Annotated in this window: 20 protein-coding genes; 9 read left to right on the top strand and 11 right to left on the bottom strand. The window is 66.4% G+C overall.

What is annotated here, in order from left to right:
* Positions 1–1581 (bottom strand): glycoside hydrolase family 5 protein, encoded by a 1581-nt coding sequence (locus HARCEL1_RS02520; protein ID WP_159076985.1) that lies wholly within the window; start codon positions 1579–1581, stop codon positions 1–3.
* A 175-nt stretch (positions 1582–1756) separates the two neighbouring features.
* Between HARCEL1_RS02520 and HARCEL1_RS02515 the strand changes: the two genes are divergently transcribed.
* Positions 1757–2170: a DUF371 domain-containing protein gene (locus HARCEL1_RS02515; protein ID WP_108381032.1), complete on the top strand. Its 414-nt coding sequence runs from the start codon at positions 1757–1759 to the stop codon at positions 2168–2170.
* A 26-nt stretch (positions 2171–2196) separates the two neighbouring features.
* On the opposite strand, the gene HARCEL1_RS02510 is transcribed toward HARCEL1_RS02515, so the two are convergent.
* Both HARCEL1_RS02510 and HARCEL1_RS02505 read right to left on the bottom strand, forming a co-directional pair.
* Positions 2197–2598, bottom strand: coding sequence for a hypothetical protein (locus tag HARCEL1_RS02510; protein ID WP_108381031.1), 402 nt, complete (start codon positions 2596–2598; stop codon positions 2197–2199).
* Between the two features lie 105 nt (positions 2599–2703).
* Positions 2704–3678: a sugar phosphate nucleotidyltransferase gene (locus HARCEL1_RS02505; RefSeq protein ID WP_108381030.1), complete on the bottom strand. Its 975-nt coding sequence runs from the start codon at positions 3676–3678 to the stop codon at positions 2704–2706.
* 121 nt (positions 3679–3799) lie between these two features.
* On the opposite strand from HARCEL1_RS02505, the gene HARCEL1_RS02500 reads away from it, so the two are divergent.
* Positions 3800–4687: a hypothetical protein gene (locus HARCEL1_RS02500; RefSeq protein ID WP_108381029.1), complete on the top strand. Its 888-nt coding sequence runs from the start codon at positions 3800–3802 to the stop codon at positions 4685–4687.
* 1 nt (position 4688) lies between these two features.
* Here the strand turns inward: HARCEL1_RS02500 and HARCEL1_RS02495 are convergent, their stop codons facing one another.
* The 4 genes from HARCEL1_RS02495 to HARCEL1_RS02480 form a co-directional block, all read right to left on the bottom strand.
* Positions 4689–5831 (bottom strand): DUF7504 family protein, encoded by a 1143-nt coding sequence (locus HARCEL1_RS02495; protein WP_108381028.1) that lies wholly within the window; start codon positions 5829–5831, stop codon positions 4689–4691.
* A 118-nt stretch (positions 5832–5949) separates the two neighbouring features.
* Positions 5950–6405, bottom strand: coding sequence for a universal stress protein (locus tag HARCEL1_RS02490; RefSeq protein WP_108381027.1), 456 nt, complete (start codon positions 6403–6405; stop codon positions 5950–5952).
* A gap of 98 nt (positions 6406–6503) precedes the next feature.
* Entirely contained in the window at positions 6504–7523 is a 1020-nt protein-coding gene (locus HARCEL1_RS02485; protein ID WP_108381026.1) for an amidohydrolase family protein, read from the bottom strand.
* 67 nt (positions 7524–7590) lie between these two features.
* Complete coding sequence (locus HARCEL1_RS02480; RefSeq protein WP_108381025.1) at positions 7591–8817, bottom strand: HD domain-containing protein; 1227 nt, start codon at positions 8815–8817, stop codon at positions 7591–7593.
* 232 nt (positions 8818–9049) lie between these two features.
* Here HARCEL1_RS02480 and HARCEL1_RS02475 point away from each other — a divergent pair, with 232 nt between their 5' ends.
* The 3 genes from HARCEL1_RS02475 to HARCEL1_RS02465 are packed head-to-tail and all read left to right on the top strand — an operon-like array spanning position 9050 to position 11969.
* Complete coding sequence (locus tag HARCEL1_RS02475) at positions 9050–10795, top strand: PAS domain-containing protein (RefSeq protein WP_108381024.1); 1746 nt, start codon at positions 9050–9052, stop codon at positions 10793–10795.
* Positions 10796–10833: 38 nt separating this feature from the next.
* The gene (locus tag HARCEL1_RS02470; protein WP_108381023.1) at positions 10834–11682 is read left to right on the top strand and encodes a shikimate kinase; all 849 of its coding nucleotides are present in this window, start codon (positions 10834–10836) and stop codon (positions 11680–11682) included.
* A gap of 20 nt (positions 11683–11702) precedes the next feature.
* On the top strand, positions 11703–11969 hold the full coding sequence (locus tag HARCEL1_RS02465) for a chorismate mutase (protein ID WP_108384054.1): 267 nt from the start codon (positions 11703–11705) through the stop codon (positions 11967–11969).
* Between the two features lie 14 nt (positions 11970–11983).
* Here HARCEL1_RS02465 and HARCEL1_RS02460 read toward each other — a convergent pair whose 3' ends face one another.
* Complete coding sequence (locus tag HARCEL1_RS02460; RefSeq protein WP_108381022.1) at positions 11984–12256, bottom strand: ribbon-helix-helix domain-containing protein; 273 nt, start codon at positions 12254–12256, stop codon at positions 11984–11986.
* A gap of 269 nt (positions 12257–12525) precedes the next feature.
* Here HARCEL1_RS02460 and HARCEL1_RS02455 point away from each other — a divergent pair, with 269 nt between their 5' ends.
* Both HARCEL1_RS02455 and HARCEL1_RS02450 read left to right on the top strand, forming a co-directional pair.
* The gene (locus HARCEL1_RS02455; protein ID WP_108381021.1) at positions 12526–12804 is read left to right on the top strand and encodes a ribbon-helix-helix domain-containing protein; all 279 of its coding nucleotides are present in this window, start codon (positions 12526–12528) and stop codon (positions 12802–12804) included.
* Positions 12797–13090: a type II toxin-antitoxin system RelE family toxin gene (locus HARCEL1_RS02450; RefSeq protein WP_108381020.1), complete on the top strand. Its 294-nt coding sequence runs from the start codon at positions 12797–12799 to the stop codon at positions 13088–13090. The genes HARCEL1_RS02455 and HARCEL1_RS02450 overlap by 8 nt, the downstream gene beginning before the upstream one ends.
* 16 nt (positions 13091–13106) lie before the next feature.
* Here HARCEL1_RS02450 and HARCEL1_RS02445 read toward each other — a convergent pair whose 3' ends face one another.
* From HARCEL1_RS02445 to fen, 3 genes are all read right to left on the bottom strand, one after another.
* On the bottom strand, positions 13107–13457 hold the full coding sequence (locus tag HARCEL1_RS02445; protein WP_108384053.1) for a type II toxin-antitoxin system PemK/MazF family toxin: 351 nt from the start codon (positions 13455–13457) through the stop codon (positions 13107–13109).
* On the bottom strand, positions 13450–13692 hold the full coding sequence (locus HARCEL1_RS02440) for a hypothetical protein (protein ID WP_108381019.1): 243 nt from the start codon (positions 13690–13692) through the stop codon (positions 13450–13452). The genes HARCEL1_RS02445 and HARCEL1_RS02440 overlap by 8 nt, the downstream gene beginning before the upstream one ends.
* A gap of 147 nt (positions 13693–13839) precedes the next feature.
* Entirely contained in the window at positions 13840–14820 is a 981-nt protein-coding gene (gene fen, locus HARCEL1_RS02435) for a flap endonuclease-1 (protein ID WP_108381018.1), read from the bottom strand.
* Between the two features lie 156 nt (positions 14821–14976).
* Here fen and HARCEL1_RS02430 point away from each other — a divergent pair, with 156 nt between their 5' ends.
* Both HARCEL1_RS02430 and HARCEL1_RS02425 read left to right on the top strand, forming a co-directional pair.
* Positions 14977–15528 (top strand): hypothetical protein, encoded by a 552-nt coding sequence (locus HARCEL1_RS02430; protein ID WP_108381017.1) that lies wholly within the window; start codon positions 14977–14979, stop codon positions 15526–15528.
* A 1-nt stretch (position 15529) separates the two neighbouring features.
* Positions 15530–16075, top strand: coding sequence for a hypothetical protein (locus HARCEL1_RS02425; protein ID WP_159076984.1), 546 nt, complete (start codon positions 15530–15532; stop codon positions 16073–16075).
* The last annotated feature ends 1 nt before the right edge of the window (position 16076 follow it).

Raw genomic sequence — 16076 nt, 5'->3', positions numbered from 1 at the left:
TCAGACCAACTCGAACAGCGCGAGCACGTCCTGGGAGTCGAGGTCGCCGTCGCCATCGAAGTCGTAGAACTGCGTGTTGGCCTGTGCCGCACTCGAATCGGAGTTCTGGAAGAGATGGTTCACGTCCGGGAAGTTCAGGTCGCCGTCACCCGAGAGGTCTTCGTACAGGCCGTCGCCGTCGGGGTCGGTCGCGCCCGCGGGCCAGTCGGGCGTCTCGCCGCCCGGGGTGGTGGTCGTCGTGTCGGGTATCTCGCCCGAGGGGATCATGTCGTCGCGCTTGTCCGCGAGCGTGCTCATGATGAACTGGCCCATGTCGGCCTGATCGGGTTTGAGATCCCACTCGCAGGGCAACTCCTCGCACTCGGTCGGAATCTCGTCCTCGTAGGGGTTGCCCACCGAGTCGACGTAGCCGTCGCCGGCCCAGTCGCCCAGGTCGAACATCGCGGGCAGCCAGACCGGGTCGGCACACCACGCCGTCCAGTTGATCGCCGGGCTGGACTCCAGAAACTCCATGAACGGCTTGCCGAACTCCTCGGTCGTCCCCTTGAGGTAGGTCGCGGCCCCGTAGCCGTGGTCTTGGATCGTCAGATCACTCTGCCAGCCGAACTCGGTGACGAACATCGGCACCTGCTCGTAGACGCCGTAGGTCCCGCCGCCCTTCGCGGACTCTTCGCCGAGCGCCCAGCCCTGATTCTGACTGACGGCGTGGCCCGCGTAGATGTGGTAGGTATAGGAGAGGTTCCCACCGTCGAACTCCTCACAGAGCACGCCCTGGATGTGCTGGCTCCACCCGGGCGACCCGACGATGACGTGATTGCCCGAGTGCTCGCGGATCGTATCGACCCACGGTTGGACTTGCTCTTTGAACAGGCTCCAGAGGTCACAGACCCACGTGTCGCTGGGCTGGCCGCCGTACAGCGCGGGTTCGGTCGGTTCGTTGTACACCTCGAAGAGGACGTGGTCCTCGTCACCGAACTCCTCGGCAACGACGTCCCAGAACAGGAGTCCCTCCTCGTGGAGGTCCTGATTGATCGGGCCGGTCTGGCCCTCGGCCCACTCCAGGGGCTTCCAGTGGCGGTGATAGTCCAGGATGCAGTAGACGTTGTTCGCGGCGACGGTGTCGACGACCGGCCGGAGGTGCGTGTCGATGTAGTCCCGCAGTTGCTCCTCGTCGAACGCGACGGGTTCGGGTGCGCCGTCGATCGATCCGGGCGTGTGTTCACCGATATCGACCGGCTGGACCGGAATCCGGATCACCCGCGGGTAGAAGTCCCGCGATTCGTCGGTCAGCATCTCGACGACCTGTGTCGCGGTCATCCCCCGTGCGGGCGCGGTGACGTCGAGCCGCTTGGAGTCGGCCATGTTGACCCCACGGAGTTTGACGGTGTTGCCCGAGGGATCGACGATCGTGTTGCCACTCACCGACAGCTGTGGCGTCGGAATGCCGTGATCGGCGGCGTTCACCCCGCCCAGGGCCCCCGCCCCGGCCGTCGCGATGAGTGCCCCCGACCCCGCCGCAGCTTTCAGGAATCGGCGGCGAGAAGTTCCTGTTCGGCCCGTATCGCGTGATTCGTGTGTCATGGGTGGTCGTCGCCGCCCGGGGTCACCCCACGCCCCAGTACGGCGGTATATCGTTTCGTACGCGCGAGAGTGGATTAAACGTTGCGACGCACCCACACGACCGTGGACCGGTCGCGAGCGTCCGGCGCTCGCCGCGTTTCGACGGGCCTTCCCGCATCGGGCCGCGACGGCCGCCATGGTCGAGTTGCAGGCCCACGGTCACGAGCACGTCAGCGCCGCCCACGAGAGCACCTTCGAGGTCACCAGCGACGACTTTCTGACGCCGGCGGGCGACTGCATCGTCGGCATCGAAAGCGATGCGGTGCCCAGCGAGTTCCCGCCCGACTTCGTTGCCGCCTGCCAGTCCGCCGACGCGACGATCACGATCGAACTGCAGGCCGACGGCCACACCGACCGCGTCACCGCCCGGGGCGACCCGGACCTGACCTTCGAGAACGATCGGAGCCTGGTCGTCCGGACCAGCGACTACGTCGACGATCGAACGGTGGCCGTGGAGGCCGACGCCGCCGCGGCGGATCTGGATCGGGACCTGATCGACGCGCTCGCCGACGGCGCGGACCTCGACGTCGAATTCGCGGTCGAGGACTGAACGGCGATCACCTGAGCCCTTCTGGATCAGTCTGGAATCGCATCAGGCCAGAGGGAGAGACCCAACAGGACGATCCCGCCGGCCCCACACAGGACCCCACCGAGAAGCCGCAGGAAACCAATTGGCAGTGGGGTCCCGGTCAGCGGGATGGCCAACATGAAGCCCGCAAACAGACAGGCCATTCCGCCATCCCTGGCGAGGGTGGCGTCGGCGGTAGCAAGTCGCCCACTGGTCGAGAGATACCCGACGGTGGATCCAGCGACACCGAGTCCCGCCAGCACCGTCGCCGCGGGGATCGATCCGTACGGGCCGGGATCCACACCGGCGACGAGACCGTACACCATTGCTCCGAAGATTCCGAGACTGGCGACCACGACGAGAGCCATACCGAACAGCATGCCATCCCCGAGCAGATTCTTCTCGGCCATATCGCGAACGATCGTGGGAAATGGGATAACTGTGTATACCGACTGCCGTTCGAGACGAGCACCGATCGCATCCCCCAGCGCAGAGACCGCGCTCCGCGCGCCGAACTACGGTGAGTGGCCGTTTTTGATCTCGGTGTGCGCACCGATGAGCGCGCCCGCGAGGTCGAGATTCGCGACGTGTGTCTCGCGGTCGACGATCGACTCGCGGACGTCACAGGCCTCGATCGTCGCGTCCTCGAAGACGACCGCGTTCGACACCGTCGAGTCGATCACCTCCGCTCCGGGCATGAGGTGGACGTTCGGGCCGATCGTACTGTCCTCGACGGTCGCAGCGTCGTCGATCAGGCAGTCGCCGTCGAGCGCCCACGCGACCGCGTCGAGATAGCTCTCGGGCGTGCCGACGTCGTACCACGCGCCGTCGACGGTGACCGCACGGACGGTCGTCCGATCGACGAGCCACTGGATGAACCAGCCCGGTTCGTCGGGGTTGTTGTCGCCCGCGAGATACTCGCCAAAGGTCGGCCCGTCGGCGGGAAAGGCATAGCAGGCGAGCGAGACGAGCGTGCTCGACGGGCGATCGGGTTTCTCCGCGAAGTCGACGACACGGCCGTCCTCGACCTCCAGGATGCCGTACGCCGAGGCGTCTTCGCGCGATCCGATGTCGTAGGCCGCGAGCGTCGGATCGCCGGTCGCCTCGAACCGGTCGAGGAAGGCACTCAGATCGAAGTCGACGAGGTTGTCGCCGGCGACGACGATCAGATCCTCGTCCGCGATGTCTTCGCGCTCGACGAGTTGAGCGAGCGCGCCGACGACGCCGAGTTTCTCCGTTTCGTCGGTCGTCTCCTCGACCGAGAGCCGAGGCTTCTCGAAGGGGGCCTCCGCGAGGTGCGCTCGGAAGTCGCTCGCGAACCGCTCGTTCGTGCTGACGAAGACCGACTCGATACGATCGTCGGCGTCGAGCGCGGCGAGCACCCGATCGATGATGGCCGAATTGCCGACCGGGAGCACCATCTTGGGGCGGTTGCGCGTGACTGGCCAGAGTCGTGTGGCGTACCCGCCCGCGAGGACGACGGCGTGCATACCCCGGCATTCGACAGCCAGTAAATAGTTCTTTTGTTACCAGTCGCCACCAATCACCCCAGAGCGTGGGTCCCGTCGGGAAGATTAAGGTCACGCCGTGCGACCGATCGACAACCGACTCATGGCTCCTGTTGAGGTCACTACCACCGACTACGCGGGCTGGACCGACTGCGTGCGCGTCTCGAACGGCCAGATCGAACTCGTCGCGCCGACGGCCGTGGGCCCCCGCGTGGTCCACTGTGGCCCGATCGACGGCGCGAACCTCCTCTACGAGGGCGAGCACCTCGGCGCGACCGACCGCGACGAGTGGACGATGTACGGCGGGCACCGCCTCTGGCACGCCCCCGAGTCCGTCCCCCGGACGTACGAACCCGACAACGACCCCCTGGCGGTCGAGCGCGAGCATCGGGGCATGACGCTGACCGCGCCGACCGAGGAGACGACCGGCGTGCGCAAGGCGATCGACATTTCGATGGCGCCCGACCGCCCGGTCGTCGAACTGACGCACCGATTGACCAACGACGGCCTCTGGCCGATCGAGTTCGCGCCGTGGGCGGTGACGGTCTGTGCCGCCGGCGGGCGAGCCGTCCTGCCGATGGCCGGTGGCGACCCCGAGGACGACCTGCCCGACCGATCGGTGGTCTACTGGCCGTACACCGACGCCAGCGACGACCGCTTCACCCGGGTCGACGACCACCTGCTGGTCGATCAGGCCCCCGGCGAGGACTGCAAGGTCGGCGTCACCGGTACCGACGGCTGGGGCGCGTACGTCCGGGACGGCACCGCATTCGTCAAATCGATCGATCCCGACCCCACGGCGACCTATCCCGACGCCGGGTCGGTCTTCGAGGTGTACGTCGCCGACGACCTGCTCGAACTGGAGACGCTCGGCCCGCTCGCGACCGTCGATCCCGGCGAGACCGTCTCTCACACCGAGACCTGGTCGATCGAGACTGGCGTCGCGACACCCGACGATGCGGCCAGCGCGCGAGCGCTCGCCCCCGAGTGAGTCACTCCGATTCGGTCCGGTTCGTGCTCTGGCGCCCGACCATCTCGATCGGTTCGAGGACGAACCACCGAATGTCAATCTCGTCGATCGGGCGATCGAACACGTCGATCGTCGCGACGTCGGCTTTGTTGTACACGCGGAGCAACTGATCGAAATCGATCGCGTCGTCCGCCATCGTGAGCGTGCCGTCGACGATGACGCTGGCCCACTCGCTCGGCGTCTCGAAGCTCGATACCACCAGCGACACGCGATCGGAGTCCTCGAATCGGCGAGCCTTCTCGCTGCCGTCCCACTCGGAGAGGTGGAGATACGCGACCCGGTCTTCGGTATCGTACCCGAACGACATCGGAATCGCATACGGCGGCGTCCCATCGAAGCTGATGACACCGTGGCCCTGACTGTCGAGGAACGCGTCGATCTCCTCGGCACTCATGCTGACCGTGTGCTGGAGTGTCTCCGGATCGAACGGAATGTTCCCGGTTTCGAGGGGCGCCGCGGTCCGATCGTCGGTCGGGGTTGACGACGCTGCCCCGGTCGATCTACTCGCGGTCTCCGGACCGCTCGACGCCGACCCGGATCGCCCCGCGGGCACGAACAGCGACGACAGCAGTTTCCGGGGTCGGTCGTCGAGGGCGTCCGGATCCATGTGGGCGTGGACGTCGGCACCGCGCTGGGTCGCCGTCGCGATGATCGAATCGAGAAATCGATAGACGAGATCGGGATCGTGATAGCTCAGGGCGTGTTCGAGGCCGAGAAACGCCATCGCGAGACGGTCGGACGAATCGGCGTACTCGTCGAGAAACTTCGAGAGAACGATCGAGATGCCCGTGAGATCGTGCGGATCGATGCAGATCTGATCGAGTCCAGCCACCTCGTCCGGACTCGTCGCGTGACTCGGGGAGAGCACGACTGCAGCCCCCGATTCGGGGGCGTCGTCCGCGTCTCGAAGCCACTGCCAGGTCTGACGGGCCCGATCGAACGCGTGGACGGGGACCACGAAGAGGACGTGATCGAACGGCCCACTCCGGGCGAAATGTGGACAGCCGACCGCATCCGATGCCGTCGACTCGTCATCGGCCTGTCCTGGTGGATCTGCGTAGAGGATCGGCCGGTGGGGCGACGATTTCTTGGTTGCTGATGACATGGTACATGAGCTAGGACGCCAACCAGCATAACTTCGAGTGTGGGAACGGGGCGACCGGACCGTTCGATCGGGAGCAGTAGATTGGAACGCAACGCGGCGAGACCGACCGCTGGTCGACTCAGTCACGCTCGGTCGTCTCGTCGACCGCGGTCCGGACCGGGACGACCAGCACCGGCACCGTCGCGGTCCGGACGACCCGTTCGGCCACCGATCCCAGGAGGAGCCGATCGATCCCACCGCGTCCGTGCGTCCCCATGACGATCACGTCCGCGTCGCACGCCTCCGCGTATTCGACGATCGCTCGACTCGGCGCGCCCTCGCGCAACTCGCGCTCGACGGGCACGTCGCCCGCGCGGTCTTCGACGGTCGCCAGCGCGCGTTCACCGTCCTCGCGGAGCATCTCGGCCAGGGAGTCCCACGAGGAGTCGACCGGCATCCGCCCCATCGTCGCCGTGTCGACGATGTAGACGGCGTGCAGTGTCGCACCGTGGTCCTGGGCCAGATTCACCGCGTGATCGATCACCGTCTCCATCTCTGCGGAGCCGTCGGTCGGGACCAGAATCCGGTCGTACATGTGTGGCGATACCACGGGGCGCATGATAAGCGTTCTCGCCGCGTCACACGTGGGGAGCGTGTTCGTGGTCGTCTATCCGGCCGGGTCCCGAGAGACCGTCACTCGGGCAAGAGAACGTCGGTCACGTCGGCCACACTCGCGCGGCGGACGACCGCGCGGCGCACGTCCTGGACGCCCGCGAGGTTGTCCGAATCGCCGTCGAGGACGATCAATCGCGCGGGCGCGCCCTCGGTGATCGTCCCGCCGTCGAGGCCAGCGATCTGCGCGCCGTTGTGGGTCGCCATCGCGAGGATCTCCGCGGCAGGCACCCCCGAGAGATCGGCGGCATAGGCCATCTCCCGGAACATCGACGGACTCGACAGCATGACGTTGTCCGTCCCGAGCGCGACGGTCGTCCGGTCGTGGAGTGCGGCGATCGGCGGGCGACCCACCCCGGTCGCCAGATTCGACCGGGGACAGACCGCCACGGGGATCGATTCGCGTTCGACGCGGTCGAGGTGGGCCTCGGTGGCGTGGACCATGTGGACGAGCAGATCGGGATCGAGATCCAGCGCGGGGTCGATATCGCGGGCGTCGACCTCCCCGGCGTGGATCGCGAACGGCGCGTCGGCGTCGGCGGCCGCCGCACGTTCGGCGGTGAAATCCCGATCGGCGGCCCCGCTCGCGCCGTAGCCGTCCGCGACGTCGAGGACCGATGGATCGCCACGTCCGAACGTGACCGCCCGGAGGGCTTGCCCCGCCAGGGCGCGATCGAGGAGGGCGACGCCGTCGCGACCGCCCTCGCGGAACTCCAGGGTCGCCGCCGTGCCCGCGCGTTCCATGAACTGGATCGATCGGGCCATCGCCGCGACGAGCGTCTCGTCGTCGGCCTGCCCCAAGAGGCGGTGTTTCAGCCCGTCGGGCGGTGCGACGAGTTCGTCGAGCGAGAGGCCTTCGCCGGCCTCCTTGGCGATCGAATCCCCGAGGTGGGTGTGAGCGTTGACGAACGCGGGCATCACGATCGCGTCGCTGTTTACCGTGGTGCGTTCGATCGATTCGATCGTGCCGTCCGCGACGTGGAGGCGGCCCTCGCAAGGCTCGAACTCGGGCCCGACGAGGAGCGTCCCGGAGAGGTGCATGGCAGTGCTCACGGCGCCGCGTGTATCACGCTTTCCTCCGCACGAACGTCCCGGTCCACGGCGCGAATCACTCTTCGCCCCGAAACTGTTCGAGCGTGGCGTTCAGGCCGTGCGGTGTCTCGCTGACGCGTGCGCCGTCGAGGCCGAGCACGCGCACCGCGGCCTCGCCCACCCGGTCGGTCGCGTCGGCAGGCGCGTACACCCCGAGGCGCCACTGTTCGTCGCGAGCGGATTCGAGCGCGCCGACCAGCGTCGAGTGCTCGGCCAACCGGCGAGTCCGACCGTCGACGAGGATGCGGGCCGACCCCTCGACCATCGGCGCGCGCGAGGGCACGTCGACGATCACCCGCTCGGGGTCGATCTCGGCGGCCGCCGCAATCTCACCCTCGACGGAACGAATCCCCTCGTAGTCGGCGTCGATCACCTCCGCGGGCACCGCCGACCGCTCGGCCCAGACCGCACGCTTGTACAGATCGCGTTCGGTGATCCGCCGCCCGATCGGCGCGCTCGCGGGCGTTTCGCGCAGGCGAACGAGGAGTTCGTGGTCGTCCATCCGGCGCAACTCGCTGGCGGTCGGTGCCGTCGTATCGAGGAGGGCGCGCGCCCCGCGTTCGAGCATCGCCCGCCCGATCCGGGCGACGTGGTGGTTGTACACCGTCGGGTTCATCAGCGCCCGCGCGATCAGCAGACTCTCGGCGGTCTGGACGCTGTCCGCACCGAGCACGAGATCGCCGTCGAAAAAGCCCAGCGAGCGGACGAGTCGGCCGTGATCGACGGTGCCGTACGGGACGCCGGTGTGGTGGGCGTCGCGGGCGAGATAGTCCATCCGGTCGACGTCGAGATCGCCCGCGATGATCTGGCTCAACCGGCCCTCACCGGCGACCAGATCGACGACGGCGTCGGGGTCGAGGCCGTGGTCTGCGAGCACGCGTCCGATCGCGCTCTCCTCGACGAGCGGTCCGATTTCGTCGTGTTCGCGGCCCGTCTCGCGGGCGACGAGGCCTTCGAGGTTGTGGCTGAACGGTCCGTGACCGACGTCGTGGATCAGTGCCGCCGCGCGAACCCGATCGGCCTGTCGACCCTCGACGCCGAGGTGATCGAGCGCGAGATCCGCGAGGTGGTAGACACCGAGGCTGTGCTCGAAGCGGGTGTGGTTCGCGGAGGGGTAGACGAGCGTCGCCGTCCCGAGTTGGGAGACGTGACGCAACCGCTGGACGGGCGGGGTGTCGAGCAGGTCCAGGGCCACACCGCCGACGTCGATGTGGTCGTGGACGCTGTCTTTGATCGTCTTCATAGGTCCCCGTCTGTCGGCCAGCGCCATGAGTCGTTGGCCCGCGGCCCGCCACAGCGTCGATCCGAAACGAGGGGTCCGGTCTGCGACAGACGCCGTCGGGGGGCCCGCGACACCCCCCGGGCCACTTCGGCCGTGTCGGTGGCCAACACAGTTTTGGGGATACACGTTCATTGTTCATATCGATAATTTATGATGGTTCGAACGTGTCGGGAACCTGGACCGGGGTAAACGCATGCCGACCGGAACAGACCAGTCGACGACCGGGCGGGAGAGCGCCGACCCGAGAGGCGTCCCGACGGTCGTGGTCGAATCCACCGGCACGATCGAATTCGCGAGTGACAACTGGCTCGATCGGACCGGCTACGAGTACGACGCCGTCATGGGCCATCCGATCGAGGAGTTTTTCGCCGGCCGAGACGGGGTCGCGATACTCGAATCCTGTCTCCCGATGGGCGGGTCGGTGTCCGGCGGCACGTTCGATCTCGAACTCGCGGACGAAAGTATCGAGCGCGTCCACGTCGCCGCGATTCCCGAGTACGACGAGACTGGCGCATTCGTGCGGACACACTGTCAGTTTCCGGATCTGAGCGCCCGTCTCGACGCGACGACGAGTCACGTCCTCAGGTATCGGCTGTTCGATCTCGCCCCCGTCGGCATCTTTCAGACCACCGTCGACGGTGACGTCCTCCGGATCAACCCCGAACTGGCGGCGATGCTCGGGTGTGACAGCGTCGAGGACGTCCTGGAAACCTACCAGGACCTCACGACCGACCTGTACGTCGATCCCTCGACACGCCAGGAGTTTCTCGATCAGCTTCACGAGACCGGATCGGTCACCGACTTCGAGTACGAGGCCAGGCGGGCCGACGGCGCGTCGATCTGGCTGTCGATGAACGCGAGTCTCACCGGGCAACTCCCGGACGGGACGGGTGTCATCTCGGGGTTCGTCCTCGACGTCTCCGAACGGCGGCGTCACCGTCAGGAACTTGCCGAGGAGCGCGAGCGATACTCCACGCTCGTCAGGCAGAGCCCCGACGGCATCGCCATCGTCCGCGACGGCCGGATCGAGTTCGTCAACGACCGCGCGACCGACATCCTCGCTCGGGACCGATCGACACTGGAAGGCAGACCCATCGCCGCCCTGACCGCTCAGCCCGACCGACTGCCCGACTGTGAGCACGCGGACGACTGTCTGGAGGGCCGACCGGCGATCGAAGTCGACTTCCACCGCCCGAACGGGAGTATCGTTCCCGTCGAGTTACACGCCGCAGCGATCCACCTCGACGGCCAGCCCGCCTCGCTGTACATCTTCCGTGACATCAGTGACCGTCGCGAACGCGAGCGTCACCTGCGCGTCCTCGACCGAATTTTGCGCCACACCATCCGGAATCGCATGACGGTGATCCGCGGGTACGCCGAACTGATCGCGAACGACCCCACCGCGGACGTCGCGGACCTCGCACAGATCATCGTCGGAACCGCCGACGATCTGGTCGATCTGGCCGACATGGAGCGTGAAATCGTCGAACTCCTCACCGACCGGCCGACCGTCGAACCGGTCGATCTCTCCGCGATGATCGATCGGGTCACCCGGCGCGCTCGTCGTGCGTTCCCCGAGTCACAACTCAGAGTGACCTGCCCGGACGATCTGACGGTGCTGGCGATCCCGCGACTGGAGAGTGGGCTGTACCAACTCGTCGAGAACGGCCTGGATCACGCCGACCAGGACGCACCGACGGTGACGATTTCGGTCGGGGGGACCGACACCGTCCGCATCCGGATCGTCGACGAGGGGCCGGGCCTGCCGCCGACCGCGCAGTCGATTCTCGAAGGGGCGGCCGAGGTCGACCCCCTGTTCCACGGGCGCGGACTCGGCCTCTGGCTGGCCCACCACGCGATCGACCGGTCGGGCGGCAGCGTCGAGACACGCACCGACGAGAACGGGACTGTCGTCGAAATCGAACTGCAGCGGCTCTGAGTCGCCACCGGTAAGTACACGGCCGCAGGAAGCCGACCATGCAGGGAGCAGCCGCCGCACCGGCAGCGGGGACGGTGTTGAACGCACTCGCGACGGGGACCGGGTCGGCGTTCGCCATCGACGTCGAGACGACCGCGCGAGTCACGCTCGACGATTCGGGGTCGATCACCGGCGCGATCACCGACGGCGACGGCGACACCGCGCTGATCGAGCGGTGTGTCGAACGCGTCGTCGACCGTTTCGGTGACGGCCAGGGCGGCCACGTCGAGACTGAAAGTTCGGTGCCGACCGCCGCGGGCCTGAAATCGTCGAGTGCCGCCGCGAACGCGACCGTCCTCGCGACACTCGACGCCCTCGACGCCGGTGACGCGTGCAGTCGGACCGCGGCGACCCGGATCGGCGTCGAAGCCGCCCGTGACGCGGGCGTGACCGTCACGGGCGCGTTCGACGACGCCGCCGCGAGCATGCTCGGCGGCCTCGTCGTCACCGACAACGACGAAGACGACTTGCTCGTCCGCGATCGGGTCCACTGGGACGTCCTCGTCTGGACGCCACCCGCCACCGCTCACTCCGCCGACGCCGACGTCGAGCGCTGCCGACAGATCGCGCCGATGGCCGATCACGTCGCAGACCTGGCGCTGTCGGGCGAGTACGGCACGGCGATGACCGTCAACGGCCTGGCGTACGCCGCCGCGCTCGGCTTCGATCCCGATCCGATGGTCGAGGCGATGGCCGACGCGCGCGGCGTCTCGCTGTCGGGCACCGGGCCGAGCGTCGTCGCGGTCGGCAATCGGGAGCACTTAGAGGCTGTGGCCGATAGGTGGGATCACCGCGAGGGACGAACGTGGTTCACGACGACACGCACACGGGGGGCGAGGGTACTGTGAGCCCGACGGTCCCCGACGACATGAGTCTGGCAGAGCTCCGCGAGGAGATCGAATCCATCGATCGCGAACTCGTCGAGTTGATCGCACGACGCACCTACGTCGCCGACACCATCGCGGAGGTCAAAGCCGAGCAGGACCTCCCGACGACCGACGAAGACCAGGAAACCCGCGTCATGGATCGCGCTGGCGAAAACGCCGAGCAGTTCGACGTGGACGCCAACCTCGTGAAGGCGATCTTTCGGCTCCTGATCGAGTTGAACAAGGTCGAACAGCGCGAGAGTCGGTGAGCGGACACCGACAATCACTCATCCGTACCGAACCGTTCCCGCGCTTCCTGGGCGCTCACCGTTTGACCGTCCTCGAACTGCCGGTGACTCACCAACAGGTCTTCGAGAGTCTGCGTCGAGAGCCGTGTGCCGTGGACCGCATCGCGGAGCGCCTCGCGCATGAACTCCGAACGCGAGTTGTATCCCTGTTCTTGCCACTGCTCGTCGAGGTCAGCGAGGAAGTCTTTCGGTAGTCGGAGATTGACCTTCTCGTCGTTCCCGTCAGGGGTGGTGTCGGACTGAGCCATATACTGTAGTACGTTCGTACTACACAAGAGTGTTCGGCTCTCGGGGGCGACTGGGTCGCTCGACGACGACAAAATACGCCCTCCGACCAGGATCTACACCCACATCCTGATGGTTGACACGTTCGAACAGAGTGAATGTCGGTGATTGACCCGACAAATCGTCCACTTCAGGCCATATTCAGCCGCTCAGACGACAAAGTGGATAGCGATTCGTTTGTGAGGGCCCTCCTCCACAACGCTTACTGGTACCACTATCGTAATACGCTTATATGTCCGGAGCAACCACGGGTCCTGGCGGTGGCGACAAGGTCGTCACTGTCAACTTCAAGCTCACGCAGTCGTTTCTGGACGAGATCGACGAGACCTGGCAGGGCCGCGGATTCAACAGCCGGAGCGAGTACATCCGGTACGCGCTCCGGGACGCCACCGAGAACCCGACCTTCGATCGGGACGAGTTGGTTGCGCTCCTGAAAGCCGAAGAGGCCGTCCGCGAAGAGCGGACGACGAGGGCCGACGAGGCGCGCGAGAAATTTGGTACAAATGAGTGAGGAGGGGTGGACCTGGGAACTCGCACCGGGAGCGGAGGACGATCTGAGCACACTCTCCCCGTCCGAGCAGGACCGTATCCTCGTCAAACTCGACGAGATCGTCGATTCTCCGTGGCGAAATCCGCCGGAGTACGGCGAACCGTTACAGAACAGTCTGCGGAGAAAGGTTCGCGTGGTGATGGACGAACTCACCGCCGAGAGCGACCTCACCGAGAGTGACGTCGCAGATATCCCCGCGAAGATCAACGAACGTGGACGCGAGCGCGTCGACGATCGGTCGGAATGAGTTCGGAATCTGCCTCCTACAGCCCCAGACTCACCCGAAGCGCGTCGTCGACGGCCGCCATCGTCTCGTCGTCGAGGCGCCCGACGACCCCTTGAATCCGCTCGTCGATCGAGACGACGCGAAGCTGATCACACCGAATCGACGAGTCCGTCTCGAACGGCGAGTCCGCCGCGTCGACCGCCACCTCGAACGGATAGCCACGGTGGGTTCCCGTCGCGGGGGCGACGATGGTCGTCCCCGAATGCTCGTTGCCGACGTCGTTCTGGACCACGACCGCCGGTCGGGTTTTCGTCATCTCGTGGCCCTCGGCTGGATCGAGTCGAACGATGACGACATCGCCCCGCCGAATGGGTCCCTGTTCAGGCATCGTCGAGGGCATCCCACGCCTCGTCGGAGGCCGCGTCCCACTCGGCAGCCAGTTCCGTGGCCCGCTCGGAGGTGTCTCGATATGCGGCGGCTAACTCCTCTTCGTCCGGGCTCGTGGGTTCGACCTCGACGACGGCGACGGTGACGCGCTTGTTCGCGTACTCCGTCCCGAGGTAGACCCGGCCCCTCTCGTCGGTCTCGTTCGTCTGGAGGTCACTGGCCTCGACGGTCGTCATACTCCACTGTCGGGGCTGGTGCAGGATATGTCTTGCCCACCATTACCCACAACACGCACCGAGTCAGCGCCGACCGTCCGAATCCGCCGGGGCCCGAATCGCGATTGCCCATCGGTTCGGTCACGGTTACGCCCCAGATCTATCTCCTCACCCCCACTGATCCAGGCCGGTCTGGACGAGCGTGTCCTCGATGCGCTCGAACGGCCGATCGAGTTCGTCGCTCGCGATCTCCCACTCGGTCTCACAGAACGCGCGGGCCGCCTCGAGGTCCGGATCGATCGAGGTATCGAACGAGTAGTCGTCGGTGACCGGCGGGTCGAGAAACAGGTCGCGAATCCGGTCGGCGTGTTCGACGAACACGTCCTCGGCCTCGAACACGCCCGCGAGAGTGCCGTGCTCGCGGACCGCGTCGACGGCCGTCACGGGGCCGTAACCGGAGACGCCGTCGTTGAAGTCGGTGCCACAGAGGATCGCCACGTCGATCAACTGTTCGCGGGAGATCGCGTGTTCGTCGAGCGTCGCCTTGAGGTCCATCAGTTCGGTGTCGTCACTCGACGTGAGTCGGCGGAGCGTCTGGGGTGCGCCGAAGAGGAGCGCATCGTAGTCCTCGGTGCCGACGTAGTCGACGGCCTCGGTCGCGGCCATGTGGGCGGCCTGGGCCTCGCCCTCCGCGGGGGCCTTCACGACCGGAACGCCGAGGTGATCGAGCAGTTCGATCGTGGTCTCGATCATCTCGGGCGAGAGGCTCTGACGCTGGGAATCGAGACGCGCGATCTCGACGGGATCGCCCGCTTCGCGGGCGTCTTCGAGGGCGTCTTCGGTGCGCTCGCGGGCAGCGCGCCGGTCAGCGACTTCGTCGTCTTTCATATCGACGGTCGCGCCGTCGAAGACGAAGATCGGTGTCAGATCCGCCTCGAACAGCGTCGGCAGGCCCTTGAGCGTGCCCAGGAGGTGCGCGACTTCCCGACCGTCGCTGGTGGTGTAGGCCGCCGCGTTGGTCCACCGGACGGTCGTCGTGAGATACCGATACAGCCAGTTGTGCGCGTCGATCGCGATCGTCGCGCCGGCCATCGCGGAGGGATCGATCGGTTCGAGGACGGCGAGATCGCGGAGATCGGCGTTTCCCATCGTCGGAGCGACGAGCGTCGCGGCCAAAAGCGTCCCGACGAGCGGTGAGCGCGGGGCCTGAACGCAACGTTTTCAACGCCAGCGGCCCGACAGTTTGGGACGGGAATAGCCGCCGGTCGAATCGGGGGTCGGCCAGGCGGCACCCACACACTACCCATGTCAGAGGAGTCAGCCACGGAAACCGACGAACTGGACCTGGAGTCGCTGTTGATCGAGAACGGTATTCTCGAACTGAACGACGACGGCACGGACCTGATCTTCACGGACGCGTTCGACGAGCAGATGCGCGCCGAACTCGACGCCGTCAACGATCGTGAGGTCGCCCGCGAGCGGTTGCTCGACCTGCTCAAAGAGCAGGCCGACCCGGACGCCGAGGTGAAGTTCGACCAGTTCCCACACGCCTTTCGCGTGCTCGTCGACGGCATCCCCGCGGGGGTCTACCCCTCGGAGGCCGCGCTGTACGCCGACGTCTCGGCGGCGGCGATCGTCGAGGAGTACATCGACGAGTGGGATAGCTTCGAGATCACCGAGAAAGGCGAGATCCTCAGCGGGATCAGAGTCTTCCTGGAGATCTGTCCGGCCTGTGGCGAAGAGGTGACGTTCAAGACCGAAGAGGTCGAGTCCTGCTGTGGCCACTATCAGACCGCTGCGATCTCGTGTAACAACTGTGGCGATCGGCTGTACGAATCGCCGCCGCTGGACGAGTGAGATGGCGAGCGACGCATCCAACGAGGAGGTCGAGAGCGTCGAAGAAGTCCTGCTCGACCAGGGGGTGCTCCAGGAGACGCCCGACGGCACGGACTTCGAACTCACCGATCGCGCCGACGCGGCCGTCCGGGGAGAACTCGACGCGATCGACGACCTCGACGACGCACTCGACCGGGCACGGCCGTGGCTCGGCGTCGATCCCGATCTGATCAGGTTCGAACGCGACGGCGATGCCGTCACACTGTATTTCAAAGAGCGGAACATCGGAGCCTACCCCAGCGAGGCCGCAATCCTCGCTGACGTGGCGATCGCGGCGGTCCTGCTCGACTGGGTCGACGGGTGGGAGGAGTTCGAGACACGGCGGCGCGGCGAGATCGTCTCTGGCGTCCGGTTGTTCCTCGACGTCTGCCCGGCGTGTGACGAGGCCGTCACCTTCGATTCGAAGACCGTCGAGTCGTGTTGTGGAACGTACGACGTCGCCGCACTCGTCTGTCGAAACTGCGGTGCGCGACTGTACGAATCGGGGCCGATCGAAGCCTCCGAGTGAG

This window comes from Halococcoides cellulosivorans (assembly GCF_003058365.1).
Classification (GTDB): domain Archaea; phylum Halobacteriota; class Halobacteria; order Halobacteriales; family Haloarculaceae; genus Halococcoides; species Halococcoides cellulosivorans.
This window is presented reverse-complemented; position numbering and strand designations above follow the sequence as displayed.

Bases quoted from the DNA above. Each gene is read 5' to 3' on its own strand.
- HARCEL1_RS02500 (WP_108381029.1), top strand. From the start codon at position 3,800: ATGGCTCCTGTTGAGGTCACTACCACCGACTACGCGGGCTGGACCGAC.
- HARCEL1_RS02510 (WP_108381031.1), bottom strand. From the start codon at position 2,598: ATGGCCGAGAAGAATCTGCTCGGGGATGGCATGCTGTTCGGTATGGCT.
- HARCEL1_RS02475 (WP_108381024.1), top strand. From the start codon at position 9,050: ATGCCGACCGGAACAGACCAGTCGACGACCGGGCGGGAGAGCGCCGAC.
- HARCEL1_RS02490 (WP_108381027.1), bottom strand. From the start codon at position 6,405: ATGTACGACCGGATTCTGGTCCCGACCGACGGCTCCGCAGAGATGGAG.
- HARCEL1_RS02445 (WP_108384053.1), bottom strand. From the start codon at position 13,457: ATGCCTGAACAGGGACCCATTCGGCGGGGCGATGTCGTCATCGTTCGA.
- HARCEL1_RS02465 (WP_108384054.1), top strand. From the start codon at position 11,703: ATGAGTCTGGCAGAGCTCCGCGAGGAGATCGAATCCATCGATCGCGAA.
- fen (WP_108381018.1), bottom strand. From the start codon at position 14,820: ATGGGAAACGCCGATCTCCGCGATCTCGCCGTCCTCGAACCGATCGAT.
- HARCEL1_RS02495 (WP_108381028.1), bottom strand. From the start codon at position 5,831: ATGTCATCAGCAACCAAGAAATCGTCGCCCCACCGGCCGATCCTCTAC.
- HARCEL1_RS02460 (WP_108381022.1), bottom strand. From the start codon at position 12,256: ATGGCTCAGTCCGACACCACCCCTGACGGGAACGACGAGAAGGTCAAT.
- HARCEL1_RS02505 (WP_108381030.1), bottom strand. From the start codon at position 3,678: ATGCACGCCGTCGTCCTCGCGGGCGGGTACGCCACACGACTCTGGCCA.
- HARCEL1_RS02425 (WP_159076984.1), top strand. From the start codon at position 15,530: ATGGCGAGCGACGCATCCAACGAGGAGGTCGAGAGCGTCGAAGAAGTC.
- HARCEL1_RS02520 (WP_159076985.1), bottom strand. From the start codon at position 1,581: ATGACACACGAATCACGCGATACGGGCCGAACAGGAACTTCTCGCCGC.
- HARCEL1_RS02480 (WP_108381025.1), bottom strand. From the start codon at position 8,817: ATGAAGACGATCAAAGACAGCGTCCACGACCACATCGACGTCGGCGGT.
- HARCEL1_RS02515 (WP_108381032.1), top strand. From the start codon at position 1,757: ATGGTCGAGTTGCAGGCCCACGGTCACGAGCACGTCAGCGCCGCCCAC.
- HARCEL1_RS02485 (WP_108381026.1), bottom strand. From the start codon at position 7,523: ATGCACCTCTCCGGGACGCTCCTCGTCGGGCCCGAGTTCGAGCCTTGC.
- HARCEL1_RS02450 (WP_108381020.1), top strand. From the start codon at position 12,797: ATGAGTGAGGAGGGGTGGACCTGGGAACTCGCACCGGGAGCGGAGGAC.
- HARCEL1_RS02440 (WP_108381019.1), bottom strand. From the start codon at position 13,692: ATGACGACCGTCGAGGCCAGTGACCTCCAGACGAACGAGACCGACGAG.
- HARCEL1_RS02455 (WP_108381021.1), top strand. From the start codon at position 12,526: ATGTCCGGAGCAACCACGGGTCCTGGCGGTGGCGACAAGGTCGTCACT.
- HARCEL1_RS02470 (WP_108381023.1), top strand. From the start codon at position 10,834: ATGCAGGGAGCAGCCGCCGCACCGGCAGCGGGGACGGTGTTGAACGCA.
- HARCEL1_RS02430 (WP_108381017.1), top strand. From the start codon at position 14,977: ATGTCAGAGGAGTCAGCCACGGAAACCGACGAACTGGACCTGGAGTCG.